21 protein-coding genes are annotated in these 22,554 nt (G+C 67.5%); 8 read left to right on the forward strand and 13 right to left on the reverse strand.

Annotation, left to right across the window (positions count from 1 at the left end):
• Positions 1–8: 8 nt before the first annotated feature.
• The 4 genes from ABD743_RS24340 to ABD743_RS24355 all read right to left on the reverse strand — a co-directional run bounded on the left by ABD743_RS24340 (position 9) and on the right by ABD743_RS24355 (position 3,426).
• Positions 9–473: an MSMEG_3727 family PQQ-associated protein gene (locus ABD743_RS24340; RefSeq protein ID WP_344724498.1), complete on the reverse strand. Its 465-nt coding sequence runs from the start codon at positions 471–473 to the stop codon at positions 9–11.
• A 708-nt stretch (positions 474–1,181) separates the two neighbouring features.
• On the reverse strand, positions 1,182–1,619 hold the full coding sequence (locus ABD743_RS24345; protein WP_344724499.1) for a nitroreductase family deazaflavin-dependent oxidoreductase: 438 nt from the start codon (positions 1,617–1,619) through the stop codon (positions 1,182–1,184).
• Positions 1,620–1,745: 126 nt separating this feature from the next.
• The gene (locus ABD743_RS24350; protein ID WP_344724500.1) at positions 1,746–2,765 is read right to left on the reverse strand and encodes an LLM class flavin-dependent oxidoreductase; all 1,020 of its coding nucleotides are present in this window, start codon (positions 2,763–2,765) and stop codon (positions 1,746–1,748) included.
• A gap of 193 nt (positions 2,766–2,958) precedes the next feature.
• On the reverse strand, positions 2,959–3,426 hold the full coding sequence (locus ABD743_RS24355) for a GNAT family N-acetyltransferase (RefSeq protein ID WP_344724501.1): 468 nt from the start codon (positions 3,424–3,426) through the stop codon (positions 2,959–2,961).
• A 402-nt stretch (positions 3,427–3,828) separates the two neighbouring features.
• On the opposite strand from ABD743_RS24355, the gene ABD743_RS24360 reads away from it, so the two are divergent.
• A complete protein-coding gene (locus ABD743_RS24360) occupies positions 3,829–4,698 on the forward strand; it encodes an arylamine N-acetyltransferase family protein (RefSeq protein WP_344724502.1) in 870 nt (289 codons plus the stop codon).
• Positions 4,699–4,825: 127 nt separating this feature from the next.
• Here the strand turns inward: ABD743_RS24360 and ABD743_RS24365 are convergent, their stop codons facing one another.
• From ABD743_RS24365 to ABD743_RS24380, 4 genes are all read right to left on the reverse strand, one after another.
• Positions 4,826–6,487, reverse strand: a complete 1,662-nt coding sequence (locus tag ABD743_RS24365) for a solute symporter family protein (protein WP_344724523.1) — start codon at positions 6,485–6,487, stop codon at positions 4,826–4,828.
• A complete protein-coding gene (locus ABD743_RS24370) occupies positions 6,487–6,834 on the reverse strand; it encodes a DUF485 domain-containing protein (RefSeq protein ID WP_344724503.1) in 348 nt (115 codons plus the stop codon). Before ABD743_RS24370 ends, ABD743_RS24365 begins: the two co-directional genes overlap by 1 nt.
• A 105-nt stretch (positions 6,835–6,939) precedes the next feature.
• Positions 6,940–8,274 (reverse strand): cytochrome P450, encoded by a 1,335-nt coding sequence (locus ABD743_RS24375; RefSeq protein ID WP_344724504.1) that lies wholly within the window; start codon positions 8,272–8,274, stop codon positions 6,940–6,942.
• 312 nt (positions 8,275–8,586) lie between these two features.
• Positions 8,587–9,633, reverse strand: a complete 1,047-nt coding sequence (locus ABD743_RS24380; RefSeq protein ID WP_344724505.1) for a helix-turn-helix domain-containing protein — start codon at positions 9,631–9,633, stop codon at positions 8,587–8,589.
• Positions 9,634–10,105: 472 nt separating this feature from the next.
• On the opposite strand from ABD743_RS24380, the gene ABD743_RS24385 reads away from it, so the two are divergent.
• Both ABD743_RS24385 and ABD743_RS24390 read left to right on the forward strand, forming a co-directional pair.
• Complete coding sequence (locus tag ABD743_RS24385; RefSeq protein ID WP_344724506.1) at positions 10,106–10,852, forward strand: CoA transferase subunit A; 747 nt, start codon at positions 10,106–10,108, stop codon at positions 10,850–10,852.
• Positions 10,849–11,475 (forward strand): CoA transferase subunit B, encoded by a 627-nt coding sequence (locus tag ABD743_RS24390; protein ID WP_344724507.1) that lies wholly within the window; start codon positions 10,849–10,851, stop codon positions 11,473–11,475. Before ABD743_RS24385 ends, ABD743_RS24390 begins: the two co-directional genes overlap by 4 nt.
• Positions 11,476–11,487: 12 nt before the next feature.
• Here the strand turns inward: ABD743_RS24390 and ABD743_RS24395 are convergent, their stop codons facing one another.
• The 5 genes from ABD743_RS24395 to ABD743_RS24415 all read right to left on the reverse strand — a co-directional run bounded on the left by ABD743_RS24395 (position 11,488) and on the right by ABD743_RS24415 (position 15,933).
• Positions 11,488–12,291 (reverse strand): IclR family transcriptional regulator domain-containing protein, encoded by an 804-nt coding sequence (locus tag ABD743_RS24395; protein ID WP_344724509.1) that lies wholly within the window; start codon positions 12,289–12,291, stop codon positions 11,488–11,490.
• A gap of 25 nt (positions 12,292–12,316) precedes the next feature.
• Positions 12,317–12,694, reverse strand: a complete 378-nt coding sequence (locus ABD743_RS24400) for a hypothetical protein (protein WP_344724511.1) — start codon at positions 12,692–12,694, stop codon at positions 12,317–12,319.
• A gap of 148 nt (positions 12,695–12,842) precedes the next feature.
• Complete coding sequence (locus ABD743_RS24405) at positions 12,843–13,880, reverse strand: DODA-type extradiol aromatic ring-opening family dioxygenase (protein ID WP_344724512.1); 1,038 nt, start codon at positions 13,878–13,880, stop codon at positions 12,843–12,845.
• 8 nt (positions 13,881–13,888) lie between these two features.
• Positions 13,889–14,890, reverse strand: a complete 1,002-nt coding sequence (locus ABD743_RS24410) for an amidohydrolase family protein (RefSeq protein WP_344724513.1) — start codon at positions 14,888–14,890, stop codon at positions 13,889–13,891.
• 8 nt (positions 14,891–14,898) lie between these two features.
• Positions 14,899–15,933, reverse strand: coding sequence for an amidohydrolase family protein (locus tag ABD743_RS24415; RefSeq protein ID WP_344724514.1), 1,035 nt, complete (start codon positions 15,931–15,933; stop codon positions 14,899–14,901).
• Between the two features lie 380 nt (positions 15,934–16,313).
• Between ABD743_RS24415 and ABD743_RS24420 the strand changes: the two genes are divergently transcribed.
• From ABD743_RS24420 to ABD743_RS24440, 5 genes are all read left to right on the forward strand, one after another.
• Positions 16,314–17,582 carry a Rieske 2Fe-2S domain-containing protein gene (locus tag ABD743_RS24420; RefSeq protein WP_344724524.1) on the forward strand — a complete coding sequence of 423 codons (1,269 nt, stop codon included), beginning with the start codon at positions 16,314–16,316 and terminating at the stop codon, positions 17,580–17,582.
• 150 nt (positions 17,583–17,732) lie between these two features.
• Positions 17,733–19,037, forward strand: coding sequence for a Rieske 2Fe-2S domain-containing protein (locus ABD743_RS24425; protein WP_344724515.1), 1,305 nt, complete (start codon positions 17,733–17,735; stop codon positions 19,035–19,037).
• Positions 19,038–19,061: 24 nt separating this feature from the next.
• Positions 19,062–20,630, forward strand: a complete 1,569-nt coding sequence (locus tag ABD743_RS24430) for an ABC transporter substrate-binding protein (RefSeq protein ID WP_344724516.1) — start codon at positions 19,062–19,064, stop codon at positions 20,628–20,630.
• A gap of 43 nt (positions 20,631–20,673) precedes the next feature.
• Positions 20,674–21,708, forward strand: a complete 1,035-nt coding sequence (locus ABD743_RS24435) for an ABC transporter permease (RefSeq protein WP_344724517.1) — start codon at positions 20,674–20,676, stop codon at positions 21,706–21,708.
• Positions 21,689–22,552, forward strand: coding sequence for an ABC transporter permease (locus tag ABD743_RS24440; protein WP_344724518.1), 864 nt, complete (start codon positions 21,689–21,691; stop codon positions 22,550–22,552). Before ABD743_RS24435 ends, ABD743_RS24440 begins: the two co-directional genes overlap by 20 nt.
• The last annotated feature ends 2 nt before the right edge of the window (positions 22,553–22,554 follow it).

The following is a 22,554-nucleotide window of genomic DNA, read 5'->3' on the forward strand; positions in this document are numbered from 1 at the left end:
CCTTTCTGCTACGGGCGCGGCTGGGCGGGGCGGTCGAGCTTGGCCTCGGGCGGAACTTCCCCGCCGATGACGATCGCCCCGGTCAGGCCGCGGCCCTCGTCGTTACCGGTCGTGGAGCCGTACCAGTAGGTGCCCGGGCCCGGCAGGTTGAGGGTGGCCGTCCCCTTGGAATGGTTGACCAACCAGATGATCAGGTGGTCCCCGATGGTGGGCAGCACCGCGCAGTGGGTGTTCTTGTCGTCATTGATGAGGGTGAGCTCGAGCTCGCCGCCATGGGGCAGGATGATGATCGCCGGGTCCCAGACCAGCTCGTCCTCCGGGATCCGGATGGTGGCGCGCATTCGGCCGTCGGAATCCTCCTCGGCGTGTCCGATGTTCCCCGTCCCCAGTTGCCGGCCCAGGGCGAGCCTGTTCTGCACGGCCAGGCCGGCCTCGTCCAACTGGTCTGATCGGTCATTCGAAGTAGTCGTCATTGAGCACCCTTCTCCGTCGGCTCGGAAACTCCGATACGAGTGATCTCGCAGAACGCGTTGACGGCCTATCTGGTACTGCTTTGCAAGTCGGCTGAACAGTTCACTGATCGCTCAAGCCTGCCCGATCCGTTGCGCCACGTGCGGGACCTCGTCATCGACCTCGGGGGAGAGGATCGAGAGGGGCTCGGCTCGGCTGTTCGGGGGGCGATCGATCTACGACGGCTACCGTCACTGTCCGCGTCGTCCACAACTGATTTGGTGGCGGCGTCCGAGATATGCTCCCACTGCAACTCCGTTGGCTCAGTGTGATATCGCGTAGGTGGCGCTATTCCAGATCCGGTGCGCCCGCTGGCCTGTGCGGGGCCGACTCACAATTGAAACGTGCTCGGGGTACGCTCTTTGCGTAAATGCGAGACGAGAAGGACCGTACAGCCTCGAGGATTAACTCGGCAAGGGTGGCCGCCGATTTGTGTGGCCCTTCTCCGTTCGTTGGCGAAGAGCTACCGTTCGTAGGAGCTTCTGCTCCGTTGGCGGTCGATCGGTTGCGGCCGCTGCTCCACACCTGACTGCGGTACCGGCCGGATAGGTCGTGGAAGAGCAGCCCGCCGTCCTGTACGCGTGCGACGTGCTTCACGGCCGCCGGCTCGGTGACGAGCGAGGATGCCCCAGAGATCCACCGGGTCGACGACGATCGGGACCGACCCTGCCTCAGGCCACCCGCGTCAGCCGCAGGATGGGAATCGTGCGTGTCGTCTTCTGCTGGTACTCGTCGAAATTGGGGCGATCGGCGGCCACACGCGCAAAGATCTCGTCGCGCTCCGGCCCGACCACCTCCTCGGCGTGCACCAGGAAGGTCTCGGTACCCGTCTCGACGGTGAACGTCGGGTTGGCCTTCACGTTGTGGTACCAGTCCGGGTTGGTCGGCGACCCGGCCTTCGAAGCGATGATCAGCATGGTCCCGCCGTCCTCAGGGAAGGAGGCCAGAGGCGTCACCCGCTCGGTGCCCGACTTCGCGCCGATGTGATGGATCAAGATCGTCGGGTGGCCGTCGGACTCAGCCACCCGGCCCTCGTTGGCTCGGAACTCGTTGATGATGCGCGTGTTGAATTCGTCCCAATCTGTCACGTTTCTCCTCGCAGCTTGCATCAGAAGACCGGCACCCAGTCCGCCGTGTCAGCAACCAGAAGAGGCCGGCCCACATTCCGCCCGGGACGTGCAGCAACCAGATGTACCCGGCTATCAGGACGTGTAGCGCCGACCTCTTCCGCTGGATCAGCGCCAGCCCAGCTCGGGGGCGAGGTGGGTGAGCACGCTCTCGATGACGTGGGCGTTGTATTCGACGCCCAGCTGGTTGGGCACGGTCAGCAGCAGCGTGTCCGCAGCGGCGATCGCCTCGTCCTCGGCGAGCTCGGCGACCAGCTTGTCCGGCTCACCCGCGTACGTCCGGCCGAACCGGGCGTTGCCGCCGTCCAGCCAGCCCACCTGGTCGGTGCTGTCGCGCTGCTGCCAGAAGAGCTGCCGATCGAGGTCGTTGACGATCGGGAAGATGCTTCGGCTGACCGAGACACGCGGCTCGCGGTTGTGCCCAGCGGCCTCCCAGGCGTTGCGGAACCGCTGGATCTGTTCGGCCTGGAGCTGGTGGAAGGGCACGCCGGTGTCCTCGGAGAGCAGCGTCGAGCTCATCAGGTTCAGCCCTTGCTCGGCCGTCCACTCCGCGGTCGCCCGGGTTCCTGCGCCCCACCAGATCCGGTCCCGCAGACCAGGTGAGTGCGGCTCGACCCGCAGCAGGCCCGGCGGGTTGGGAAACATCGGGCGCGGGTTGGGCTGGGCGAAGCCCTCACCCTTGAGCACCTCGAGGAACACTTTGGTGTGCTCGCGCGCCATGTCGGCATCGCTCGTGCCCTCCGGCGGCACGTGCCCGAAGTAGCGGAAGCCGTCGATCACCTGCTCCGGTGATCCGCGGCTGATACCCAGTTGCAGCCGGCCACCGGAGATGAGGTCGGCGGCACCGGCGTCTTCTGCCATGTAGAGCGGGTTCTCGTACCGCATGTCGATCACGGCCGTGCCCAGCTCGATGCGGCTGGTCCGCGCCCCGGCCGCGGCCAGCAGCGGGAACGGGGAGGCGAGCTGCTGGGCGAAGTGGTGTACCCGGTAGTACGCGCCGTCGGCGCCCGCCTCCTCCGCGGCAACCGCGAGCTCGATCGACTGCAGCAGGGCGTCCGCAGCTGACCGCACCATCGAGTGCGGCGCCGCCGACCAGTGCCCGAAGGAGAGGAACCCTATCTTCTTCACCCTGCAACCAACTCGGCGGCGGCGAGCGGCATTCCGCGCCCCGGCAGCGGGAGTTGGGCCGCGCCCGCGTTGCGGTTGCATCGAGGGCTGCCCACGAGCGTCCGCGCGGTCGGGCTGCGCCAGGCAGACGGGATGGCACTGCAGACGATCCACGCTGTCCGGTGGTGGTCACAGCGCTGAGGCCGGCACTGTGTCAGGGAATCGGCGACACCTCGCGGGTCATGTAGACGCTGTTGGGGTCGTCTGTGTAGTCGCCGAACGGGCCGCAAGGCACGAAGCCGTGGCGGGCGTAGAGTGCACGGGCCGGCGCAAAGAACGGTTGAGATCCCGTCTCCAGGCTCAGCCGGGACATGCCTCGTCGCCGCGCCTCGTCGGCGATGTGCTGCAGTAGTTTCGAGGCGATACCGCGCCCCCGGTGGGGCCCAGACGTACGCATCGACTTGATCTCGCCGTGAGTCGGATCGAGCTCTTTCAGCGCCCCGACAGCCACCAGCTCAGTCCCATCCTGAACACACCACAGGGTGACGGAGGCATGACGCAAGCCTTCGAGGTCCAGGGCGTGGACGCTCTCCGGCGGCGACGTCGCACGCATGTCGTTCATGTGCTCGGCAAGGAGATCGGCGATCTCGGGCCCGGAGAGGTCGGCGACGGCGATGCGCACGGGCGGATCATGGCATCTCGGCTCCGTGACCCGCAGAGGTGGCTTGTCGGGGCTGACCGTCGAGGCTCATGACGCCGATCAATGTGCTTTCTCGAAGTCCGAGGAGAAGCTTTGGGCCGGCTCTGCGAACTTTTCTCGATCTGATCCTCGGGCAGTGCTTCGGCGAGACTCGGGCCGAAGATGTCCTCACGACCTCGCATTTCTCATCGATCGTGAGCTTGATCCCGGTTTGGGATATATCCGAAGTTGTGCGTGTTTGGGTAATGCGCAACTAGGCCCGATAGTTTCCTTCGCTGTCATCGGTCGATCGGGACACGGTTGGGTATCATGATTATTGAATGGATTTCCGCATCCGATGCATGGCCGATCCTCGCCACTTCGAAGCTGACGGGACACCGCTCGATGACTCTCACCCACGATGGCGCCGCTCCACTGACGGCTGCGGTCGACCTTGCCGCCTACTTCCGCCGAATCGGTCTGTCCGGCGTCGAGGAGTCGGCGGCGCCCGATCGCGCCACCCTTGAGCGGATCGTCGTCGCGCACGCCCGGTCGATCGCCTACGAGAACCTCGACAAGTTCACCGGGCGCGACGTGCACCTCGACGTGGCCGCCCTCTGTGCCAAGTTGGTCCACGGCGGGCGTGGAGGCGGGTGCTACGAGAACAACATGCTGCTCCGCCACGCCCTCGACGCGCTCGGCTACCACACCACGGGCCTGTCGGGCCGCGTCCTGTGGAAGCTGCCCGAGGACGCGGTCATGCCCCGTCTCGGCCACATGCTCGTGCGCGTCGACCTGCCGGAAGGCCCGCACCTCGTCGATGTCGGGTTCGGCGCTCTGACGATCACCGGCGTGCTCGCGCTCGAGCCGCACGTGGAGCAGGCCACGCCACATGGTCCGTTCCGCCTGTTGCCCGACGGCCCCGACTACGTGATGGAAGGCCGCACGGGCGAGCAATGGCGGCGGATGTTCCGGTTCGACCTGAGCGAGCAGCTCTACCCGGACTACCAGATGGCTTCGTGGTACAGCTCGCACCATCCCGAATCGATGTTCGTCAACGAGCTGGTGATCGGCCTTGCTGGTACCGGCTGCCAATACACCATGTCAGGCGGCGTTTCCCGGGGTGCCGAGCTCGCTGTCCACCACGTCGACGGGCCGTCCGAGCGCCGCCGCCTGGATTCGCCTGCCGCTGTTCGGGCCGCATTGGAGAAATACTTCCTGATCGACCTCTCCGGACTGCCCGACCTCGATGTCGCTCTCACGCGCCTGTTCTGAGCCGAGCGCACACGGCAGCGCAGTGCCATGCCGTGGGTGCCGGTGAATCGTCGGGCTACCACGCGGACGCGGTTGCGACGGCCAAGGCCCGTGCGAGTGCGTGGCTCTACCGGAGTCAGGACGTCGCCTAGTGTGAGGTCGCCTTCTCCGCCCCGGCGCCGGTGAGCGACCGGACCTCCATCTCGGCGAACTTGGCCTCGTCGACCGGTTGGCGCCCGCCGACATAGGTGCCGATGACGCCCAGCAGGAACGACAGCGGGATCGACACCAGGCCCGGGTTGGCAAGGGGGAAGACGTGGAAATCCACGTCCTTGAGCATGGCTGTCGGGCTCCCGGACACCGCAGGCGAGAAGATGATCAGCAGCACGCAGCTGGCCAGGCCGCCGTAGATGCTCCAGAGGGCGCCGGTGGTGTTGAACCGCTTCCAGAACAGGGTGAACAGGATCGTCGGCAGGTTGGCCGACGCTGCGACGGCGAACGCCAGCGCGACCAGGAACGCGATGTTCTGGTTGCGGGCAAGGATGCCGGCGGCAATGGCGATCACGCCGATCACGACCGCCGTGACCCGGGCTACCCGCACTTCGGAGTCCGGCGGTGCCTTCCCGCGCTTGATCACGTTGGCGTAGACGTCATGGGCGAACGACGCCGACGCGGTGATCGTCAAACCGGCCACGACCGCCAGGATCGTGGCGAAGGCGACCGCGGAGATGAAGCCCAGCAGCACCTCGCCGCCGAGCACGTAGGCCAGGAGCGGCGCGGCGGAGTTCGTCCGGCCGGGCGCGTTGGCGATCGTCGTTGCGCCGCCGGGCACCAGCGCGGCGGCGCCGTAGCCCAGCACCAGCGTGAACAGGTAGAAGATCCCGATCAGCAAGATCGCCCATACGACCGAGCGCCGCGCTTCCTTGGCCGAGGGCACCGTGTAGAACCGCATGAGGATGTGCGGCAGGCCGGCGGTGCCCAGCACCAGCGCGAGCGCCAGCGAGATGAAGTCGATCTTCGCCGTCGCCGTCGCCCCGTACTGCAGACCGGGACCGAGCAGCTTCTCGCCCAGTGGCTTGGTCTGGCCGGCGGTCTCCAGTACGGGGTTCGCGCTCACCGCCTGGCCGAGCACAGCCGATAGGCTGAAACCGAACAAGGCGAGCACCCAGAGCGTGATCAGGGCGGTGCTGCCCAGCAGCAGGGCGGCCTTGATGATCTGCACCCACGTGGTGCCCCTCATCCCGCCCACCAGCACGTAGACGATCATCAGGATTCCGACGATCGCAATCACCGTGCCCTGACCGACGATGTTCGTGTTGGGAATCTTCAGGAGCAGCGCGATCAGCGCGCCGGCACCGGCCATCTGGGCGAACAGGTAGAAGAAGGACACGACCAGTGTGGACGTGGCGGCGGCCGCGCGGACCGGGCGTTGACGCATCCGGAAGCTCAGCACGTCGCCCATCGTGTACTTGCCGGTGTTCCGCAACAGTTCGGCGACCAGGAGCAGGGCGACCAGCCAGGCGACCAGAAAGCCGACCGAGTACAGGAAGCCGTCGTAGCCGGTGACGGCTATCGCGCCCGCGATGCCCAGGAAGGACGCTGCGGACAGGTAATCGCCCGAGATGGCGATGCCGTTCTGCGCGCCCGTGAACGAGCGGCCGGCTGCGTAGTAGTCGGATGCCGTTGTGGTGGCGCGGCTGACCTGGAACACGACGACCAGCGTGATGACGACGAACACGGCGAAGATGCTGATGTTCAGCAGGGGGTTGCCGACGCTCGCCGGCGAACTGCCCTGCGCGAGGTAATCCATCACGTGTCCCCTCCTTCGATCCTCTCGCGCAGCCGCTCGGCGCTGGGGTCGAGGCGCCGGTTCGCGTAGTGGACGTAGGCGGCGGTGATCGCGAATGTCGAGACGAACTGCAGAAGCCCGATCACCAGCCCGACGGTGATGTTGCCTGCCAGTTCGGTGGCCATGAACGCCGGCGCGTAGCTGGCCAGCAGGACGTACAGCAGGTACCAGAGCAGGAACGCCGCGCTCATGGGAAAGACGAACTGGCGGAGCCGACGCCGGAGATCCTGGAACTCGTCAGTCCGTTGAACCTGCTCGTACACAGTGGTTGTTTCCGGCCTTCCGGCCGATGGATCGATACGTGTCACGATGCCTCCTCGCGCACCCCGGGGTACCCGTATCGGTAGCGCGAAATCGCCCCTGTTATCCGCACGTTTACGGGACGTCAAGCGGAGTCCGCCGTACGCGAAGAGTCATTCGGCTCGACGGGTGTACGCATCTCGTCCGATGGGACGGCCGGGGCATGCCGAGCCAAGGCAGCCGGGCCGAAGGTCGTAGAGGTGGAACGACGCCACTGTGGAGTCGGTGGGAGCCGTGTCTTGCCTACCTCCGTTCTCGGGGCCCCAGGCCAGCGGCAGCGCCCGTGGGCCCCGGACGCGGGTGCCCGTGCGCCACTGCACGTCCTCGGGCGCCACGGCGAGGCGCAGGTCCGGGAACTCGCGGAGCAGGCCTCCGAGAACCTCCTGCAGCTCCATGCGGGCCAGCGCCGCACCAGGGCAGTGGTGGGCTCCGTATCCGAAACCGATGTGGCGGTTCGCCGCCCGGTCCAGCAGCAGCGTGTCGGCGTCGTCGAAAAGCTCGGGGTCGCGGTTGGCGGCGTTGAGTGACACCACGACGGTCTCCCCCGCGCTCACCGTCACACCCGAGAGCTCCACGTCCTCCGTCGCGATGCGCGGGAACCCGCCGGAGGCAAGGATCGGGGTGTATCGCAGCAGCTCTTCCACGCCCCGCACGACCACCTCGTGGTCGCCCCGTAGCGCCGCCCAGCGGCCGGGGCGGGTCAGCAGGGTGTAAGTCATGTTGCCGATCTGACTCATCGTCGTCTCGTGACCGGCGATGAGGACGGCGATGCCGAGGTCGACCAGCTCGCCGTCGGACAGCCGATCGCCCTCGCCCTGGGCGCGGACGAACGCGCCGAGCAGGTCGTCCGTCGGGGTGATCCGCCGTTGCGCCACCATGCCTGCCATGTAGGACTCGAGGTCGGCGTTGGCGGCGAGCCGCTCCTGCGGGGTGATCGCGGACATCGACATGATCGCGTCGGACGCCGACCGGAAGATCGGCCGGTCTGCAACGGGCACGCCGAGCAGCTCGCAGATGATCATGAGCGGAAGCGGCACCGACACGTGCTCGACGAGGTCGGCTCCGGTGCCGGCCGCGCGCATGCCGGCGAGTAGCTGCGCGGTCAGCTCGGCCGTGCGGGGGCGCAGCGCCTCCACCCGCCGAGTGGTGAACGCGCCGGCTAGGAGCTTGCGTGGCCGTGTGTGGTCGGGAGGGTCCATGTTCATGGTCGAGTTGACGTTCTCCTCGACCTCCGGCCTGACCCGCGGCATGTCCCGTCCGACCACGGCGGCACGGCTGAAGCGCGGGTCGCTGAGCACGGTGCGGACGTCGGCGTGTCGGACGGCGAGCCAGGCCTCCCCGCCGTAGGGCAGCATCACGCGGGAGACCGGCTCGTCGCGGAGCACTTCCTGGTAGGTCGGGTCGAGCTCGAGCCGATCGGACTCGTTGAAGGGATAGGGCCGGGCCATGTGATCCTCCGATGTGGTTGACGCTGATCAGGCCTCGGACGGGGCCTTCGCAAGCCGCCCGGGATCCGGGCCCAGTGCCGAGGAGAGCTGCTCAGCCTTGGCCGCCGCCGTCTTGATGACCGGTGTCGAAAGGGATATTCGGCAATTCGGATATACCGCGCCGCGGGCAGTATGTGCCGGATCATCGGGAGCTCGGGATCCGCGGTGCGGGCATGTCATCGCATCTGAGAAGTCGCTGGTTCGGGCCAGTCGACCACAGCTGGCCCTCAGCTGGGCAAGCGTTTCCTTCTCAGCCTGGCGGCATTTCCTGCGTCACCGCTGTGGGGCGGATTCGGATGGGAGGCGCTCCCGGCGCCAGTCGCTCGGCGTGCTCTCGTACTCCCGCCGGAACGCTCGTTCGAACGATCTGCGGTTGAGGAACCCGACCGCAGCCGCAACGCTCGATATCCCGAGCCGGGCGTACCTCGGATCGGACAGCATCGCCCGGGCCGCGAGCATCCGCTGCCCGCGCAGGTACGCACCGGGCGTCGTCCCGATTCGTTCGAACACCGAGTACGCACGCCGGACCGACACGTGATGCCGTCGCGCCAGCTCCACGACCCCCAGCTGCGGATCGGCAAGGTGGTCGCGTACGTGCGCCCGCATCATGTCCAGCAACACGCGCACGGAGCCGTCCCCGCCCGGCACGGAGGGTGCGACATTCCGCAGAGCCATCGCGAGCAGATCGATCGCGGCGCGGCCGGCGTCGAGCCTCTGCTCCGCGGTGAGGCTGTCGGCTACGTTGAGCAGTCGAGTCAGATAGTCGGACAGCATCTGCATGCCCGGCGCTGACGGGTCGATGCTGCGGGCACAGCTTTCGGTGATCTCTGCGGTGCGGAGCGGGAGCAGCTCGCGTGAAAAGCCCAGGAGCAGGCACCGGCTCTGCGTCGGGCACGTTATCTCCCACGGACTACGTGCCTCGCTCAGTACTCCTGCACCGAGCGCCAACTCGGCGAATCGGTCGCGCTGATGGACACTGGTCTCACCGGCCACATGAACGATGAAGATCATCATGTTGTCGCCCGACGTCCTCGCGGCCAACCGCTCGGTCCGGACGTTCCGATGCGGCCCCGCGGCGTAGACCCGCGAGAGCGTGACGGCCTCGCCCATCTCCTGCAGCGCCATCCGCACTCGGAAGTCAGGACGCGCCCGGAAATTTGCCGGTATGAAGCGTTCGCGGGCAATCTGTTCCAGCCTCTCGCCGGAAAATTCATGGATCTGCACGCTCTGAGCATCCGCGCCCGCCGAGGTATCGGGCCGCCGGCTGTGACGAAGCCTGCGGCCTCGCGGCACTGCGGGGCGAGCAGGCCGGCCTGCCATCCGAGCAGCCCAGCCCACCACGCCTCACGGAACTACGCGTCCACGCCTTATGAGCGACGGATATGTTGATATCGCCAGATCCGCGCGTTCTGCTTGATGGTGCGCCCTTCGGAGAAATCTGAGGTGTAGCCACGTTCGGACCGTGGTGCTGCTGTCGACGCAGCGGCGCGCGATGCGCACCTTGATCCCGCGCCCGCAGGTAGACGCGGGAGACCGGGAACCTAGCCCTTGTCGGTGAGGAGCTTCGCTGCGGCTGCAGCACTTGCAGACCGCCGGGTTGGTCTCGAGTAGGGGCTCGAACAGCGTGCTGTCGTGGGTGCCGGCAGGCGAGAGCAGGGTGTGCGGCGGCAGTCCGTCGGTGTCTCAGAGCGGGTGGTATGTGCTGCAACCCCACCGCACACCACAGCGGGAGCAATGGGGCTCACAGTGCGAACAACTACGTGGGCTCTGTACGAACCGTTAACGTGGCCTTGTGGACAAGGTGATCATGTCTCCGGCCGAGGCGGTGGCCGACGTTCCTGACGGTGCGTCGCTCGCGGTGGGTGGGTTCGGGATGTCCGGGGTGCCGGCCGCGTTGATCGCGGCGCTGCTCGAGCAGGGCGCCACGGACCTGGAGACGATCAGCAACAACCTCGGTCTGGACGGTTACGGGTTGGGCACGCTGCTGGCCGCGGGTCGGATCCGGCGCACGATCGGCTCGTATGTGGGCAACAACAAGGAGTTCGCCCGCCAGTATCTGGCCGGGGAGATCGAGTTGGAGCTCACCCCGCAGGGCACGCTCGCGGAGCGGCTGCGTGCAGGCGGTGCGGGTATCCCGGCGTTCTTCACCCCTGCCGGAGTCGGTACGCAGGTCGCCGAGGGCGGGCTACCGTGGCGTTACGCCGCCGACGGTGGCGTGGCCGTGCACTCGCCGCGCAAGGAGGTGCGGGAGTTCCGCGGGCGGTCCTACGTGCTCGAAGAGGCGATCTTCCCCGACTACGCCCTGGTGCACGCCTGGAAGGGCGATCGCCACGGCAACCTCGTCTACCGCCGTAGCTCGCGCAACTTCAACCCGGTGTGCGCCGCGGCCGGGCGGATCACGATCGCCCAGGTCGAGCACCTCGTCGAGCCGGGAGAGATCGACCCGGACGCCGTGCACACCCCGGGCATTCAGGTGCAGCGAGTGGTGCACGTGCCCGACGCCGACAAGCCCATCGAGTTCCGGACGGTGCGGTCATGACTCTCACCCGTGATCAGCTCGCCGCGCGTGTGGCCGCCGAGTTGCCCGACGGCTCGTATGTCAACCTCGGGATCGGCATGCCGACGCTCGTGCCCGGGTTCATCCCGGTGGGGCGCACCGTCGTGCTGCACTCGGAGAACGGCATCCTGGGTGTGGGCCCGTACCCCACCGAGGACGAGATCGACGCCGATCTGATCAACGCGGGTAAGGAGACCGTCACCGTCCTGCCCGGGGCCTCCTATTTCGACTCGGCCACGAGCTTCGGCATGATCCGGGGCGGGCAGGTCGACGTGGCCGTGCTCGGGGCGATGCAGGTCAGTGCTCGCGGTGACCTCGCCAACTGGGCCGTGCCCGGCAAGATGATCAAGGGCATGGGCGGGGCGATGGACCTCGTGCACGGCGCCCGGCAGGTGATCGTGATGATGGAACACACCGCTCGGGACGGCTCACCGAAGATCGTGCAGGAATGCACGCTGCCGCTCACCGGCGCCGCATGCGTCAACCGGATCATCACCGACCTCGCCGTGATCGACGTGACCGACGAGGGCCTCACACTCATCGAGACCGCCCCCGGCGTCACCCCCGACGAGGTACGAGCCGCCACCGGCGCACCACTGCACTGAGGGGCGCGGCGTTCAGCGCAGAAGCAAGTCCTTCTGTTGGGGGAGGAACTTGAAGTCCTCCTCGACCAGCCGGCCCGCTTCCTGCAGTGGCGCGAGGAGCCTGTCGACCATCTTCATCGGGTCCTGGCTGTTCGCAGGCGCGGAGATGTTCATCGCCGCGACGACCGTGCCGTCATCGGCGTGCAGGGGAATGGCCAGCGACCGGACGCCTTCCTCGAGCTCCTGATCGACGAGGCAGTATCCGTCGAGCGTGCAGCGCTTCACCGTCGCGTGCAGGTCCCGCACGTGGGTTGTGGTGTTGCCGGTGATGGGGATGAGCGGAACGCGACGCAGGTAGCCCTCCAGCCAGTCGTCCGGCCGTCCGGCGAGCAGCACCCGGCCCGTCGACGTTGCGTAGGCGGGGAATCGGGTCCCTACCCGGATCGCGACACTCATCATGCGCGGGCTCGGCACCCTTGCGACGTAGACGATGTCGTCCTCGTCGAGGACGGTGATCGAGCACGCCTCGTTGACCTGGTGCGCGAGCCGGTCGAGGTGTGGCAGGGCGATCTCGGGCAAGGTCAGGCTCGACAGGTACGCGTAACCGAGGTCGAGCACGCGCGGCCGCAGGGCGAATACGCGGCCGTCGGTGCGGACGTAGCCGAGCGCGACAAGGGTGTGCAGGAACCTCCGTGCGACCGCCCGGGACAGGCCGGTCGACTGCGCAACCTCGCTCAGCGTCAGCTGCGCGTGCGTGGCGTCGAAGGCCCGAATGACCGCCAGACCACGTTCCAGGGACTGGACGAACTCCACGGGCGCAGTGCCACCATCGTTCATCGGGTCGTCTCCGTCTTGCCGCGGGCTAGAGTGCGGCCCGGCCTGCGTCGTTGAGGTCCTCGAGCCCGCCCAGATCCTGCAGCTTGCTGAGGGCCTCGACTGCGACGTCCACGTCACCCACGCCGACGGCATCGTGCGCGGTCCAGAGCAGCGAGAGCGCGACCTCGGCGCCCGGTAGTCCCGCGCGCGCCGCCATGTCGGCCAGGCTCCACAGCGCGTCGATCTCGGTCTCCCGGTAGGCGAGTTGGTCGAGCCCTTCCGACGCCGCGACCTGGCGCACCACCCGCGCCACGGTCGCGCGGTCCAGTCGCTCGACGTCGACGACGAACCACGGGTTGACCGGCTCGGGCGGAGCGCCGGCGCCTCCCGTGGACGTGCCGTTCACCCCGTCTGTCGACCGCATCAGATTCTCCCCATACGTTGTCGGGCCACATACGAACGGCCCAGGTGGTTCGAAGGGCGAACGTTCATCCGTAATGCGAACCCTAGTGCTGGCCGGAACTGCTGGTCAAGGACGCCCGTCTGCCCATCAGAGGTTCAGGCGAGCGGCCTCATCGTGTTTCGCCCGTCGCGGCGGGCCGTTCCCACGCCACGAAGCCCATTGCGCATCCGGTTCCTGCCTCGGACCGATAACACGGCTGGTAGTCGATCAACCGCGGCCGCAGATCGGTGTCCGCGAGCGCGCCCGCCACGACGATCCAGTTGCGCAGCTCGGAGGATCCGGACCGGAGCACCTCTGGGCTCAGCCGGGTTGGGTACAGGGGGTCACGCGTCATCAGCGAGTCCAGGAACCCGCGGTCCAGCTCCTCGTCGACGACCATATGGCTGAGCCCGCCGGAGGCCACCACCCCGACGCGGGCGTTGCCGGGGAAGGAGCGGATGGCCGCCCCCAGTGCACGACCGAAGTCGTAGCAGCGCATCGCGCTCGGCGGGTTGGGCTCCCAGAAGGTGTTGACGAACACGGGCACGACAGGGATCGACGTGGTGCCGCCGAGTACCTGCTGGTAGATGAAACCCCAGCCGTGCGGGATGCCGCCGTCGCCGTACCGCCCGGGTGGCAGCGTCCGTGACGCGGCGGGATCGAAGCCTGCCGCTGAGGCCATGCGGATCAGATGCACGGCCAGCTCGCTGTGACACGGCCGGACCGTCGGCTCGTCGGGGACGTTGGCGACTTCGGCGATCGCGAGCCCCGGTGCCATCCCGTCCAGCGCCTCCGCCGTGAACGGAACATGCGGCACGGAGTCGCCCCAGTAGAAGCTGAACGGCGCCAGCAGCTCGTCGGTGAAGACCTCCTTGTGGTCGCTGCTCACCACCACGAGCGCGTCGAGCTCTGTTGTGCCGAGCACCGCGCCTACCTCTGTGATGGCCGCGCGGCACGCGGCGTGCCTGCGACGCCAGACCTCGGGGGCGCACTCCGCGCTGAAGTCCACGCCACGGGCGCTCACGAGCTCCTCGAAGGTGAACTCCTCGCCCCGGTAGACGAGCCGCGGGTCGCGGCGGTCGGCCGAGGCACGCTGGCCCCACTCGGCAGGCGGTGTGTTGAGCAGCGGTCCGTGCGAGGTGCCGATGCCCACGACGATGTCGGCCATCCGCGCGCTCAGAGCCTGTAGAGAGCGCGCGCGTTGGCCTCGAAGATGGCCTTCTGCTCTCCTGCGTCGAGGCTTTCGATGTCCCGGACGAGCAGGTGGATGTCGTCGATCCAGCGTCCGGTCTCGGGGTCACGGACCGATCCGGTGCCCGGCTTCTCGCTGCCGAAGACGCAGCGGTCCACCCCGACCGCACCCAGCAGCAGCTCGATCGCGTCGCGGGTGTAGAGGCAGGTGTCGAAGTGGAGCTTGCGCAGCTGGTCCTCGAAGCGCCCGCCACTCCGGATCGCGCCGGCACTGAAGCGTCCGCGCTGGTAGGGGATCGCGCCCCCGCCGTGCGAGACGACGATCTTCAGCTCCGGGAAGTCGGTGAGGACCGAGGACTGCAGGAGGGCCGCCACCGCGAGCGTCTCCTCCTGGATGAAGTGCAATGAGTAGCTCTCGCGGGCCGGAGGACGGCAGCCGGCCGAGTGGATCATCGCCGGCACGTCGAGCTCGCAGAGCGCTTCCCACACCGGGTACCAGAACCGGTCGCCCAGCCCCGGTGGCTGCCGCAGACCTTCGTACGGGTCGGTGTTGAGCAGTGCGCCGACAAAGCCCAGGTCCTGGACGCAGCGGCGCAGCTCCTGGGTCCAGGCGGCGGGTTCGAGCTCCATGCTCTGCGGCAGCCCGCACACGCCGCGGAACCTGTCGGGCTCGAGGCTGCAGATCCGCGCGATGGTGTCGTTGGTCTCCGCGGTGAACCACTCGACGAGAAAGGCGGGCGACTCGCTGTGCATCATCTGGAACGGCCGAGGCGAGATGAGCTGCAGGTCGATGCCGGCCTCGTCGAGGTGGTCGAGGTGTGAGACGCCGCCGAAGCTGCGGTTCGGTGCCCTCAGAGCCGCACGCAGCTGGTCGTCGCTGATCCCGGCGCCGCCGCGACCGTGTGCACCGCGGCTGGACAGGAGGTTGGACTTGTAGGAGTAGAGCTCGGCAGGCGCGCTGACGTGCCCGTGGACGTCGATGATCATCTGCGCACCTACACTCCCGCGTCGAGTGTGTCGTTGAAGACCTTCCGCACGTTCCCGTTGAAGATCGTCCGACGGTCCGAGTCGTCGAGCCCGATCTCCCCGAGGTTCTTGATCGTCGAGCGGATGTAGCCCGGGCCCTTCTCGGGGTCGTACGGGCAGTCGGACCCGAAGAGCACGTGGTCGACCCCGAAGAAGTCGATCGAGCACCGCAGTGCGTGAGCAGCGCCGAACATCGCTGTGTCGACGTAGAACATCTTGAAGTAGTCGAGCGGCCGCTTGGAGAGCGGGAAGTGCTCGACATCGGCCCTCTGTCCCGGCGGCGTGCGGGCGCCCAGCTGGTCGAGTCCGGGGCCGACCCGTCCGGAGAAGTGCGGAATCATGCTGCCGCCGTGGTGGATCAGGAACTTGATGGACGGGTACCGCTCCAGCACGCCGGAGAACACCATGCGGCCCATGAACATCGACAGGTCCATCTCCCAGCCCAGCGCCCACCAGAGCTCGAACTTGGAGACCGTCTCCGACGGGTAGTCGGCCCACGTCGAGTTGCGGCACGGATGGACCTGGATCACCTTGTCCAGCTGCGCCGCACGCGCGTAGAAGACGTCGAAACGATCCTCGTCCATCGGATGCCCGTGCATGCTCGTGTAGATCTGGGCACCCAGTGCGCCGAGCTCGCTGCAGGCGTAGTCGAGCTCCTCCACGGCGGCCTCGGGATCATCCATCGGGACGCATGCGGTGAAGCCCGCGAAGCGGTCGGGGTGCTTGTGCACCAGATCGGCCATCGCCTCGTTGCCGATACGGGACATCTCCTTCGAGATTGCCGGGGAGCCCAGGTCCTCGACCGGTGGGGCGGCGATGTTGATGATCTGGCGATAGTCGCCGAACTCGTCCATCAGGCGGAATCGAACGTCCATGTCGTGTAATGACGGGATGGCCGACACTCGGTTGCGGAGGTTGGCCGCAGCGATCGATCCATCGAGCTCGAAGAATCGCGTGTAGTACTCCGGCGGCATGATGTGACAGAATGCATCGATCTTTTCCACGAGCGATCCTCGCCTCTCTTCACCTGGGGCGGGTGTGTTCGCTGGCCGAACGGCCGTTCTTGTGGAGAACGCTAGCCAACCCTCATGGCTTCCGTCAACGGACGCACCCGCGTCGCCCTCCGGAGCCCGGGGGCGATCGACGGCTCAGGTGCGACGAGGCCATGGCCTGGCGAAAGCCGCAAGGAGGCTGAGTCTGGCGGGCGGCGCTCGGGCCGACGGGTGGCCCGATTGCGGAGGGTTGACGCCCTGTCACCCTTCCGAGTACGTTCGGCTTCAGTACATGCGTTCGCTAGGCGGACACCTCGCAGGATTCGCGCAATGACGCTCGAGGAGGTTGCGCTTTCATGTTGGCGCAGAGCGACAATGAACTGTTGACCCGAGTGGGTCCCGGTACGCCGATGGGCACCTTGTTCCGGCGGTTCTGGCAACCCATTTCTCTCAGCTCCCGGATCATCGGACCGGACGGCCCACTCGTCCGGGTCCGGATTCTCGGTGAGAACCTGATCGCCTTCCGCGACAGCAATGGTGACGTGGGCGTCCTACAGGCGTTGTGTCCGCATCGGCGGACCCAGTTGTTCTGGGGCCGTAACGAGGAAGGCGGTTTGCGCTGCGCCTACCACGGTTGGAAGTTCGATGTGTCCGGGCAGTGCGTGGACATGCCGACCGAGCCGGCGGAGAGCACGTACAAGGACAGGTTGCGCACGATCGGCTATCCGGTGGTGGAGCGCGGCGGGTTCGTCTGGGTCTACATGGGGCCGCGCGACAAGCAGCCGGGCTTCCCCGAGTACGAGTGGCTCGACCTCCCGGAGTCGCAACGGATGGTCTTCACCGGACTGCAGGAGTCGAACTACCTGCAGGCGCTCGAAGGCGACGTGGACACCGCGCACGTGTCCTACCTGCACCGCTACCTCGACCCGGAGACCGCGCCGAGGCCGGCGGTGTTCAACCAGGGCTACCGGGACTTCGTCGGCCAGGACATCTCGCCGCGGCTGAGCGTGAAGCGCACCGAGTACGGATTTCTCTACGGTGGCCGACGCACCCTGGCCGACGGCACCTACTACTGGCGCCTCACCCCGTGGATGGCCCCGGCGGCGACCTACCTCCCCACGACCGGTGACCTGGGGCAGGCGCTGATCCGGGTGCCGATCGACGACAACTACACACTCTCCGCCGGCCTGATCTGGAGCCGCACCGGCCCGCTGCCACCGGGTCCGGACATCCAGCGCCGTCGCAACGTCGCCGGCGAACCCACCCGACTCGCCGGTGGTCACGTCATCGACCACCCGCGGGCCCCGACCAACCTCGACAACGACTACCTGATCGACCGCGAGGCGGAGAAGGACAAGTTCGTCGGCATCCAGGGCGGGACGAACGCGGAGGACCGCGCAGTCACCGAGTCGATGGGGGAGCTCGACCGCAGCCAGGAGCACCTGGGTGTCAGTGACATCGCCGTCGTGGCGCTGCGCAGGGGCCTGCTGACCATGCTGCGCGAACTGGACGAGGGCACGGAACCGGCCGCCGCCCGGCGGCCGGAGCTGTTCCGGGTTCGCGGCAGGGACATCCTGACCGAACACGCCGACTACGAGCGGTTGCTCGAGGCGCACGCGGACGACCTCCTGCTCGGACCGACGGCGACGCCCGCTCGCTGACGAGCCCGTCGGCCGCCGGCACCCCACCCACAGCTCGATCGTTCGGCAACGCCGCCGCGCACCGTGAAGGTGCCTCCGGCCGCCGGCCCTCGTGCATGTCGCGTGGTGCCCGGCGGCCGCCGGGCATGCAACGGAGAGGTGAACGATCCCATGTTGAGCACGGAAGACAACGCCCTGCTGACCAAGGTCGGCCGAGGTACTCCGGTGGGCAACCTCTACCGCAGGTTCTGGCACCCGGTGGTGACGGCGGCGCGACTGCCCGAGCCGGACGGTGCACCGCTGCGGGTCCGCATCCTCGGTGAGAACCTGATCCTCTTCCGGGACACCGCCGGCCAGGTCGGCGCGCTGGAGGCGTTGTGTCCGCATCGGCGGACGCAGTTGTTCTGGGGCCGTAACGAGGAAGGCGGTTTGCGCTGCGCGTATCACGGTTGGAAGTTCGATGTGTCCGGGCAGTGCGTGGACATGCCGACCGAGCCGGCGGAGAGCACGTACAAGGACAGGTTGCGCACGATCGGCTATCCGGTGGTGGAGCGCGGCGGGTTCGTCTGGGTCTACATGGGGCCACGCGACAAGCAGCCGCCGCTTCCCGGGTATGAGTGGATGGATCTGCCGGCCGACCGGCGGCTCTCCAGCTCGTTCCTGCAGGAGTCGAACTACCTGCAGGCGCTGGAGGGCGACGTGGACACCGCGCACGTGTCCTACCTGCACCGATTCCTCGACCCGGAGACCGCGCCGCAGCCACCGCAGATGGTCGAGGGCTATCGCCACTTCGTCATCCAGGACACGGCGCCGCGGCTCTCGGTCAAGCAGACCGACTACGGCTTTCTCTACGGCGGCCGTCGCACCCTGGCCGACGGCAACTACTACTGGCGGATCACGCAGTGGCTCGCGCCGGCAGCGACCCAGCTGCCGTCGGCGGGTCAGTTCGGTACAGCCAAGATCAACGTGCCGATCGACGACGAGAACACCATGTCGTTCGGGGTCTACTACAACCCGAGCCGCGCCCTCAGGAAGGGCGAGTGGTACGAGCCCAGCGTGTCGACCGAGGCGTACCGGCTCTCCACCGGGCATCTGATCGACCACCCGCGGGGCATGACGAACCTCGACAACGACTACCTGATCGACCGCGAGGCCGAGAAGAACAAGTTCGTCGGGGTCAAGGGCGGCACCGGTGCCGAGGACCGCGCGGTCACCGAGTCGATGGGCGCGATCATGGACCGCAGCGCGGAACACCTGGGGGTCAGCGACATCGCCATCGTCGCGATGCGCCGCGCCCTGCTGCGGATGGCCCGTGACCTCGAGAACGGCATCGAGCCGACTCTGCCTGCACGTGCAGAGCTGTTCAACACCCGTGGGCTCGACGTGATCTCCGAGCACGCCGACTTCCAGCGGCTGCTCGAGGAGCAGGCCGACGCGCTGCTGGCCGACCAGGGAATGTCGCCCACTGCTCCGTGAGCGGCGGCGAACGAGGGAGACGACGTGAGGCGACTGGTCGCACTGATGCGTTCACCGATCTTGCCGATTCTCGCGGCGCTGATGGTGCTGGCCGCCTGTGGATCGGCGGGGACTCGGGCAGGTGGGGACGCCGCCGCCGCGACGCCGACGCGCGGTGGCTCGATGACGGTGATCACGGCTGGTGGGTTCAACACGTGGCCGAACCTGGATCCGGTGATGCCGGGTACGGCGAACGCGGAACTCCGCAACAGCATCTTCGGTGAGCTGTTCCATCAGGGTCCCGGCGGGGAGATCCAGCCGAGTCTCGCATCCGGTTTCACCAAGTCCACCGACGGCCTCACGGTGACCGTCGAGCTGCGGCCAGGGCTGATGTTCTCCGACGGCACCCCGCTGAACGCGGACGCAGCCGTCTGGAACATGCGCCGTGCCCTCGACCCGGCCACGGCCTGCCCGTGCGCGTCGCTGTTCACCGTGGTCGGTTCGGTGGCGGCGGACGGCCCGGAGCGGGTCGTGCTGTCGCTCTCCCAGCCCTACCCGCCGCTGATCCCGGCGTTCGTCAACACCGCGATGAACTGGATGGGGTCCCCGACGGCGTTCGAGCAGGCCGGCGCCGCCGACTTCGGCCAGCGTCCGGTCGGTGCCGGGCCGTTCAAGGTGGTCAGCAACCAGGCGAGCCAGCGGCTCGAACTGGAGCGCAACCCGACGTACTGGGAAAAGGACCTGCCCTACCTCGACAGGCTCGTCTTCCAGGCCGCAGGCTCCGACGAAAGCGCGTACGCCGCAGTGCAGTCCTCGACCGCCGACGCCGTCGTCGGCATATCGAGCGTCGACATCCTCACGAAGGCGCAGGCGCAGCTGAACGTCATCCCGATTCCTGCGATCGCGGCGGCACAGCTGCAGTTCAACTCGCTCGACCCACCACTGGCGGACCCGCGGGCCCGGCAGGCGTTGATCTACGCGACCGACATCCAGTCGCTCACCGACGTCATCGGCAAGGGGCTCTACAAGCCGACGCAGTCCCCGACGGCCGAGGGCGGGTTGTTCTTTCAGGAGGAGGTGCCCGGCACCCGCACGTTCGACCTCGCCAAGGCCAGCGAGCTGGTGAGGGAGATCGGTGGGCTGCACGTCAAGCTCGGCGGTTTCGGCGCCGCTCAGAGCCAGACTCTGGTGACGGCCGAGGCGATTCAGGCAATGTGGCGGAAGGCCGGCATCGAGACCGAGATCTCGCCCGAGCCGTTGGCCACCCTCCTGGAGAACTACCGGACGGGGAACTGGCAGGTCTATCTCGGATTCTCCGGGGCCATCGACCCCGCATTGCGGCTCGGCACGGACTACTTCTTCCACAGCAAGGGTCCCAACAGCGGAGTGGCCGACCCGAAGCTGGATGCGCTGCTGGACCAGGCACATTCGTCGGATGACCCGGCGGTCCGACAGGGCCTGTACTCGCAGGCGTTCCAGGTGATCAACGACGAGGCCTACGCGACCTTCCTCTATCAGACCAATGGCTATTACATCGCTCGCAAGTCGGTGATCGGGCTCGACCAGAACGCGAAATGGGCGTCATGGGAACGCGTGTCGTCGCGCGGCGCGTAGCCGGTCCCGGCCGAGAACCCAACCCGACGGACGGGAGACGATCGTGAGTGCCGACGCCATGTCGCCGACCCGGCGGAGGGGGCGGATCGGTATCGGCAGTGGCCTGCTCGGGTCGCCGACGGTCCGTGTGGTGGGAAAGCGCCTGCTCCAGGCCGTTCCGGTGCTGTGGGGAACGACGTTCCTGTCGTTCTGCCTGCTCAACCTGCTGCCGGGGGACGCGGCTCAGGCGCTGCTGGGGGAGAACGCGACGGAGCAGGACGTCGCGGCGCTCCGGGCCCGTCTTCATCTCGACCAGCCCTTCTTCGAGCGCTACCTCCGCTGGCTCGGCGGGGTGCTGACGGGGAACTTCGACCCGTCGTTGACCAGTGGGCAGTCGATCGCCGTGGAGATCATGCCGCGGCTACTGGTGTCGGCGGAGATCCTCGTCTATGTGATCGTGCTGAGTGTCCTGCTGACGATCACGGTCGCGGTGCTCGCGGCCCGCCGCCCGCGCGGAGTGGTGGACCGAATCAGCATCGGCGTCAGCATGATCGGCCTGTCGGCGCCGCATTTCGTGTTCGCTCTCGTGCTGATCTACGTGTTCGCGGTATTCCTCGGCGTCGTACCGGCACTGGGGTACGTCGGATTCGCGGACGACCCGGTTGAACACTTTCGATCGCTGGCGCTCCCGGTCGCGACGCTCGTGTTCGTGATGTTCTGCGGTGACAGCCGTCAGCTGCGGGCCGACCTCGTCGACCAGTTGGAGGGCGAGGACTACATCCGCACCGCACGCGCCAAGGGGGTGCCACCGTGGGGCGTTCTGCTCAAGCATGCCCTGCGGAACTCCGTATTCACCCTGCTCACCGTGGTCGGCGGGCAGGTCGGACTGTTCATCGGTGGCACGGTGGTCCTGGAGCAGATCTTCGCCATACCGGGGATGGGCCAGGGGCTGATGCAGGCCATCACCTTCCAGGACATCCCCATGGTCCAGACGATGGTGCTGATCATCGCCGCGGCCGTCGTGCTGGCCAACCTCGTCACGGACCTGTTGTACGCAGTACTCGACCCGAGGATCCGCCATGGCCGTCCGAACTCCTGAACCCACGGTCGCCGGACTGCCGGCGGCGGCCGCACCGAGCCGCACCCGCAGCGCGCGCTTTCCGGCCGATCTGGACCTCTGGGTGCCTGGTGTGCTGTTCGGACTGATCGCGCTGGCGTGCTTCCTACTGCCGATGATCCCGTCCCTCCCAGGACCGAATGACGGATCACTGTCCGAGGCGCTGCAGCCGCTGTTCTCGCCGGGACACGTCCTCGGCACCGACCCACTCGGTAACGACATCCTGTCCCGGCTGCTCCATGGCGGGCAGACCTCGCTGATCGTCGGGTTCTGCACCAATGTGGCGGGGATCGTGATCGGCGGCTTCATCGGCATCCTCGCCGGCTTCAAGGGCGGCCTGATCGACGCGACGATCATGCGGGTGCTGGACGTCTTCATGGCCTTCCCGGCACTGGTACTCGCAATTGTCGTGGCCACCTACCTGGGCCCGAGCCTGCCGAATCTTGTCGGGACGCTGACGATCGTCACCGTCCCGATGTACGCCCGTATCGCCCGGGCCACGACACTCAAGCAGCGCGAGCACGTCTACATCTCGGCCGCCCGCGTGGCCGGGCAGCGAGACCTCGCGATCCTCTTCCGTCACATCGCGCCGAACGCGGCGGCGCCCGTGCTCACCGCCAGCCTGCTGGCATTCGGGGTCGTGATCGTCGTCGAGGCGACATTGAGCTTTCTGGGACTCGGAATCCCGCCACCCGACCCCACGTGGGGAAACATGATCGCCCGCGGCCAGTCCAACCTCTCGACCGACCCTGCGCTGGTGCTCATCCCTAGGAGCTGTCCTCAAAGCCACATCCGGAGGGTCGCGAGGTCGATCATGGCCTGGTAGGA

The organism is Pseudonocardia yunnanensis (assembly GCF_039534065.1).
Taxonomy (GTDB): domain Bacteria; phylum Actinomycetota; class Actinomycetes; order Mycobacteriales; family Pseudonocardiaceae; genus Pseudonocardia; species Pseudonocardia yunnanensis.

Bases quoted from the DNA above. Each gene is read 5' to 3' on its own strand.
- ABD743_RS24340 (WP_344724498.1), bottom strand. From the start codon at position 473: ATGACGACTACTTCGAATGACCGATCAGACCAGTTGGACGAGGCCGGC.
- ABD743_RS24345 (WP_344724499.1), bottom strand. From the start codon at position 1,619: ATGCAAGCTGCGAGGAGAAACGTGACAGATTGGGACGAATTCAACACG.
- ABD743_RS24360 (WP_344724502.1), top strand. From the start codon at position 3,829: ATGACTCTCACCCACGATGGCGCCGCTCCACTGACGGCTGCGGTCGAC.
- ABD743_RS24365 (WP_344724523.1), bottom strand. From the start codon at position 6,487: ATGGATTACCTCGCGCAGGGCAGTTCGCCGGCGAGCGTCGGCAACCCC.
- ABD743_RS24375 (WP_344724504.1), bottom strand. From the start codon at position 8,274: ATGGCCCGGCCCTATCCCTTCAACGAGTCCGATCGGCTCGAGCTCGAC.
- ABD743_RS24380 (WP_344724505.1), bottom strand. From the start codon at position 9,633: ATGGCAGGCCGGCCTGCTCGCCCCGCAGTGCCGCGAGGCCGCAGGCTT.
- ABD743_RS24390 (WP_344724507.1), top strand. From the start codon at position 10,849: ATGACTCTCACCCGTGATCAGCTCGCCGCGCGTGTGGCCGCCGAGTTG.
- ABD743_RS24395 (WP_344724509.1), bottom strand. From the start codon at position 12,291: ATGAACGATGGTGGCACTGCGCCCGTGGAGTTCGTCCAGTCCCTGGAA.
- ABD743_RS24400 (WP_344724511.1), bottom strand. From the start codon at position 12,694: ATGCGGTCGACAGACGGGGTGAACGGCACGTCCACGGGAGGCGCCGGC.
- ABD743_RS24405 (WP_344724512.1), bottom strand. From the start codon at position 13,880: ATGGCCGACATCGTCGTGGGCATCGGCACCTCGCACGGACCGCTGCTC.
- ABD743_RS24410 (WP_344724513.1), bottom strand. From the start codon at position 14,890: ATGATCATCGACGTCCACGGGCACGTCAGCGCGCCTGCCGAGCTCTAC.
- ABD743_RS24425 (WP_344724515.1), top strand. From the start codon at position 17,733: ATGTTGAGCACGGAAGACAACGCCCTGCTGACCAAGGTCGGCCGAGGT.
- ABD743_RS24440 (WP_344724518.1), top strand. From the start codon at position 21,689: ATGGCCGTCCGAACTCCTGAACCCACGGTCGCCGGACTGCCGGCGGCG.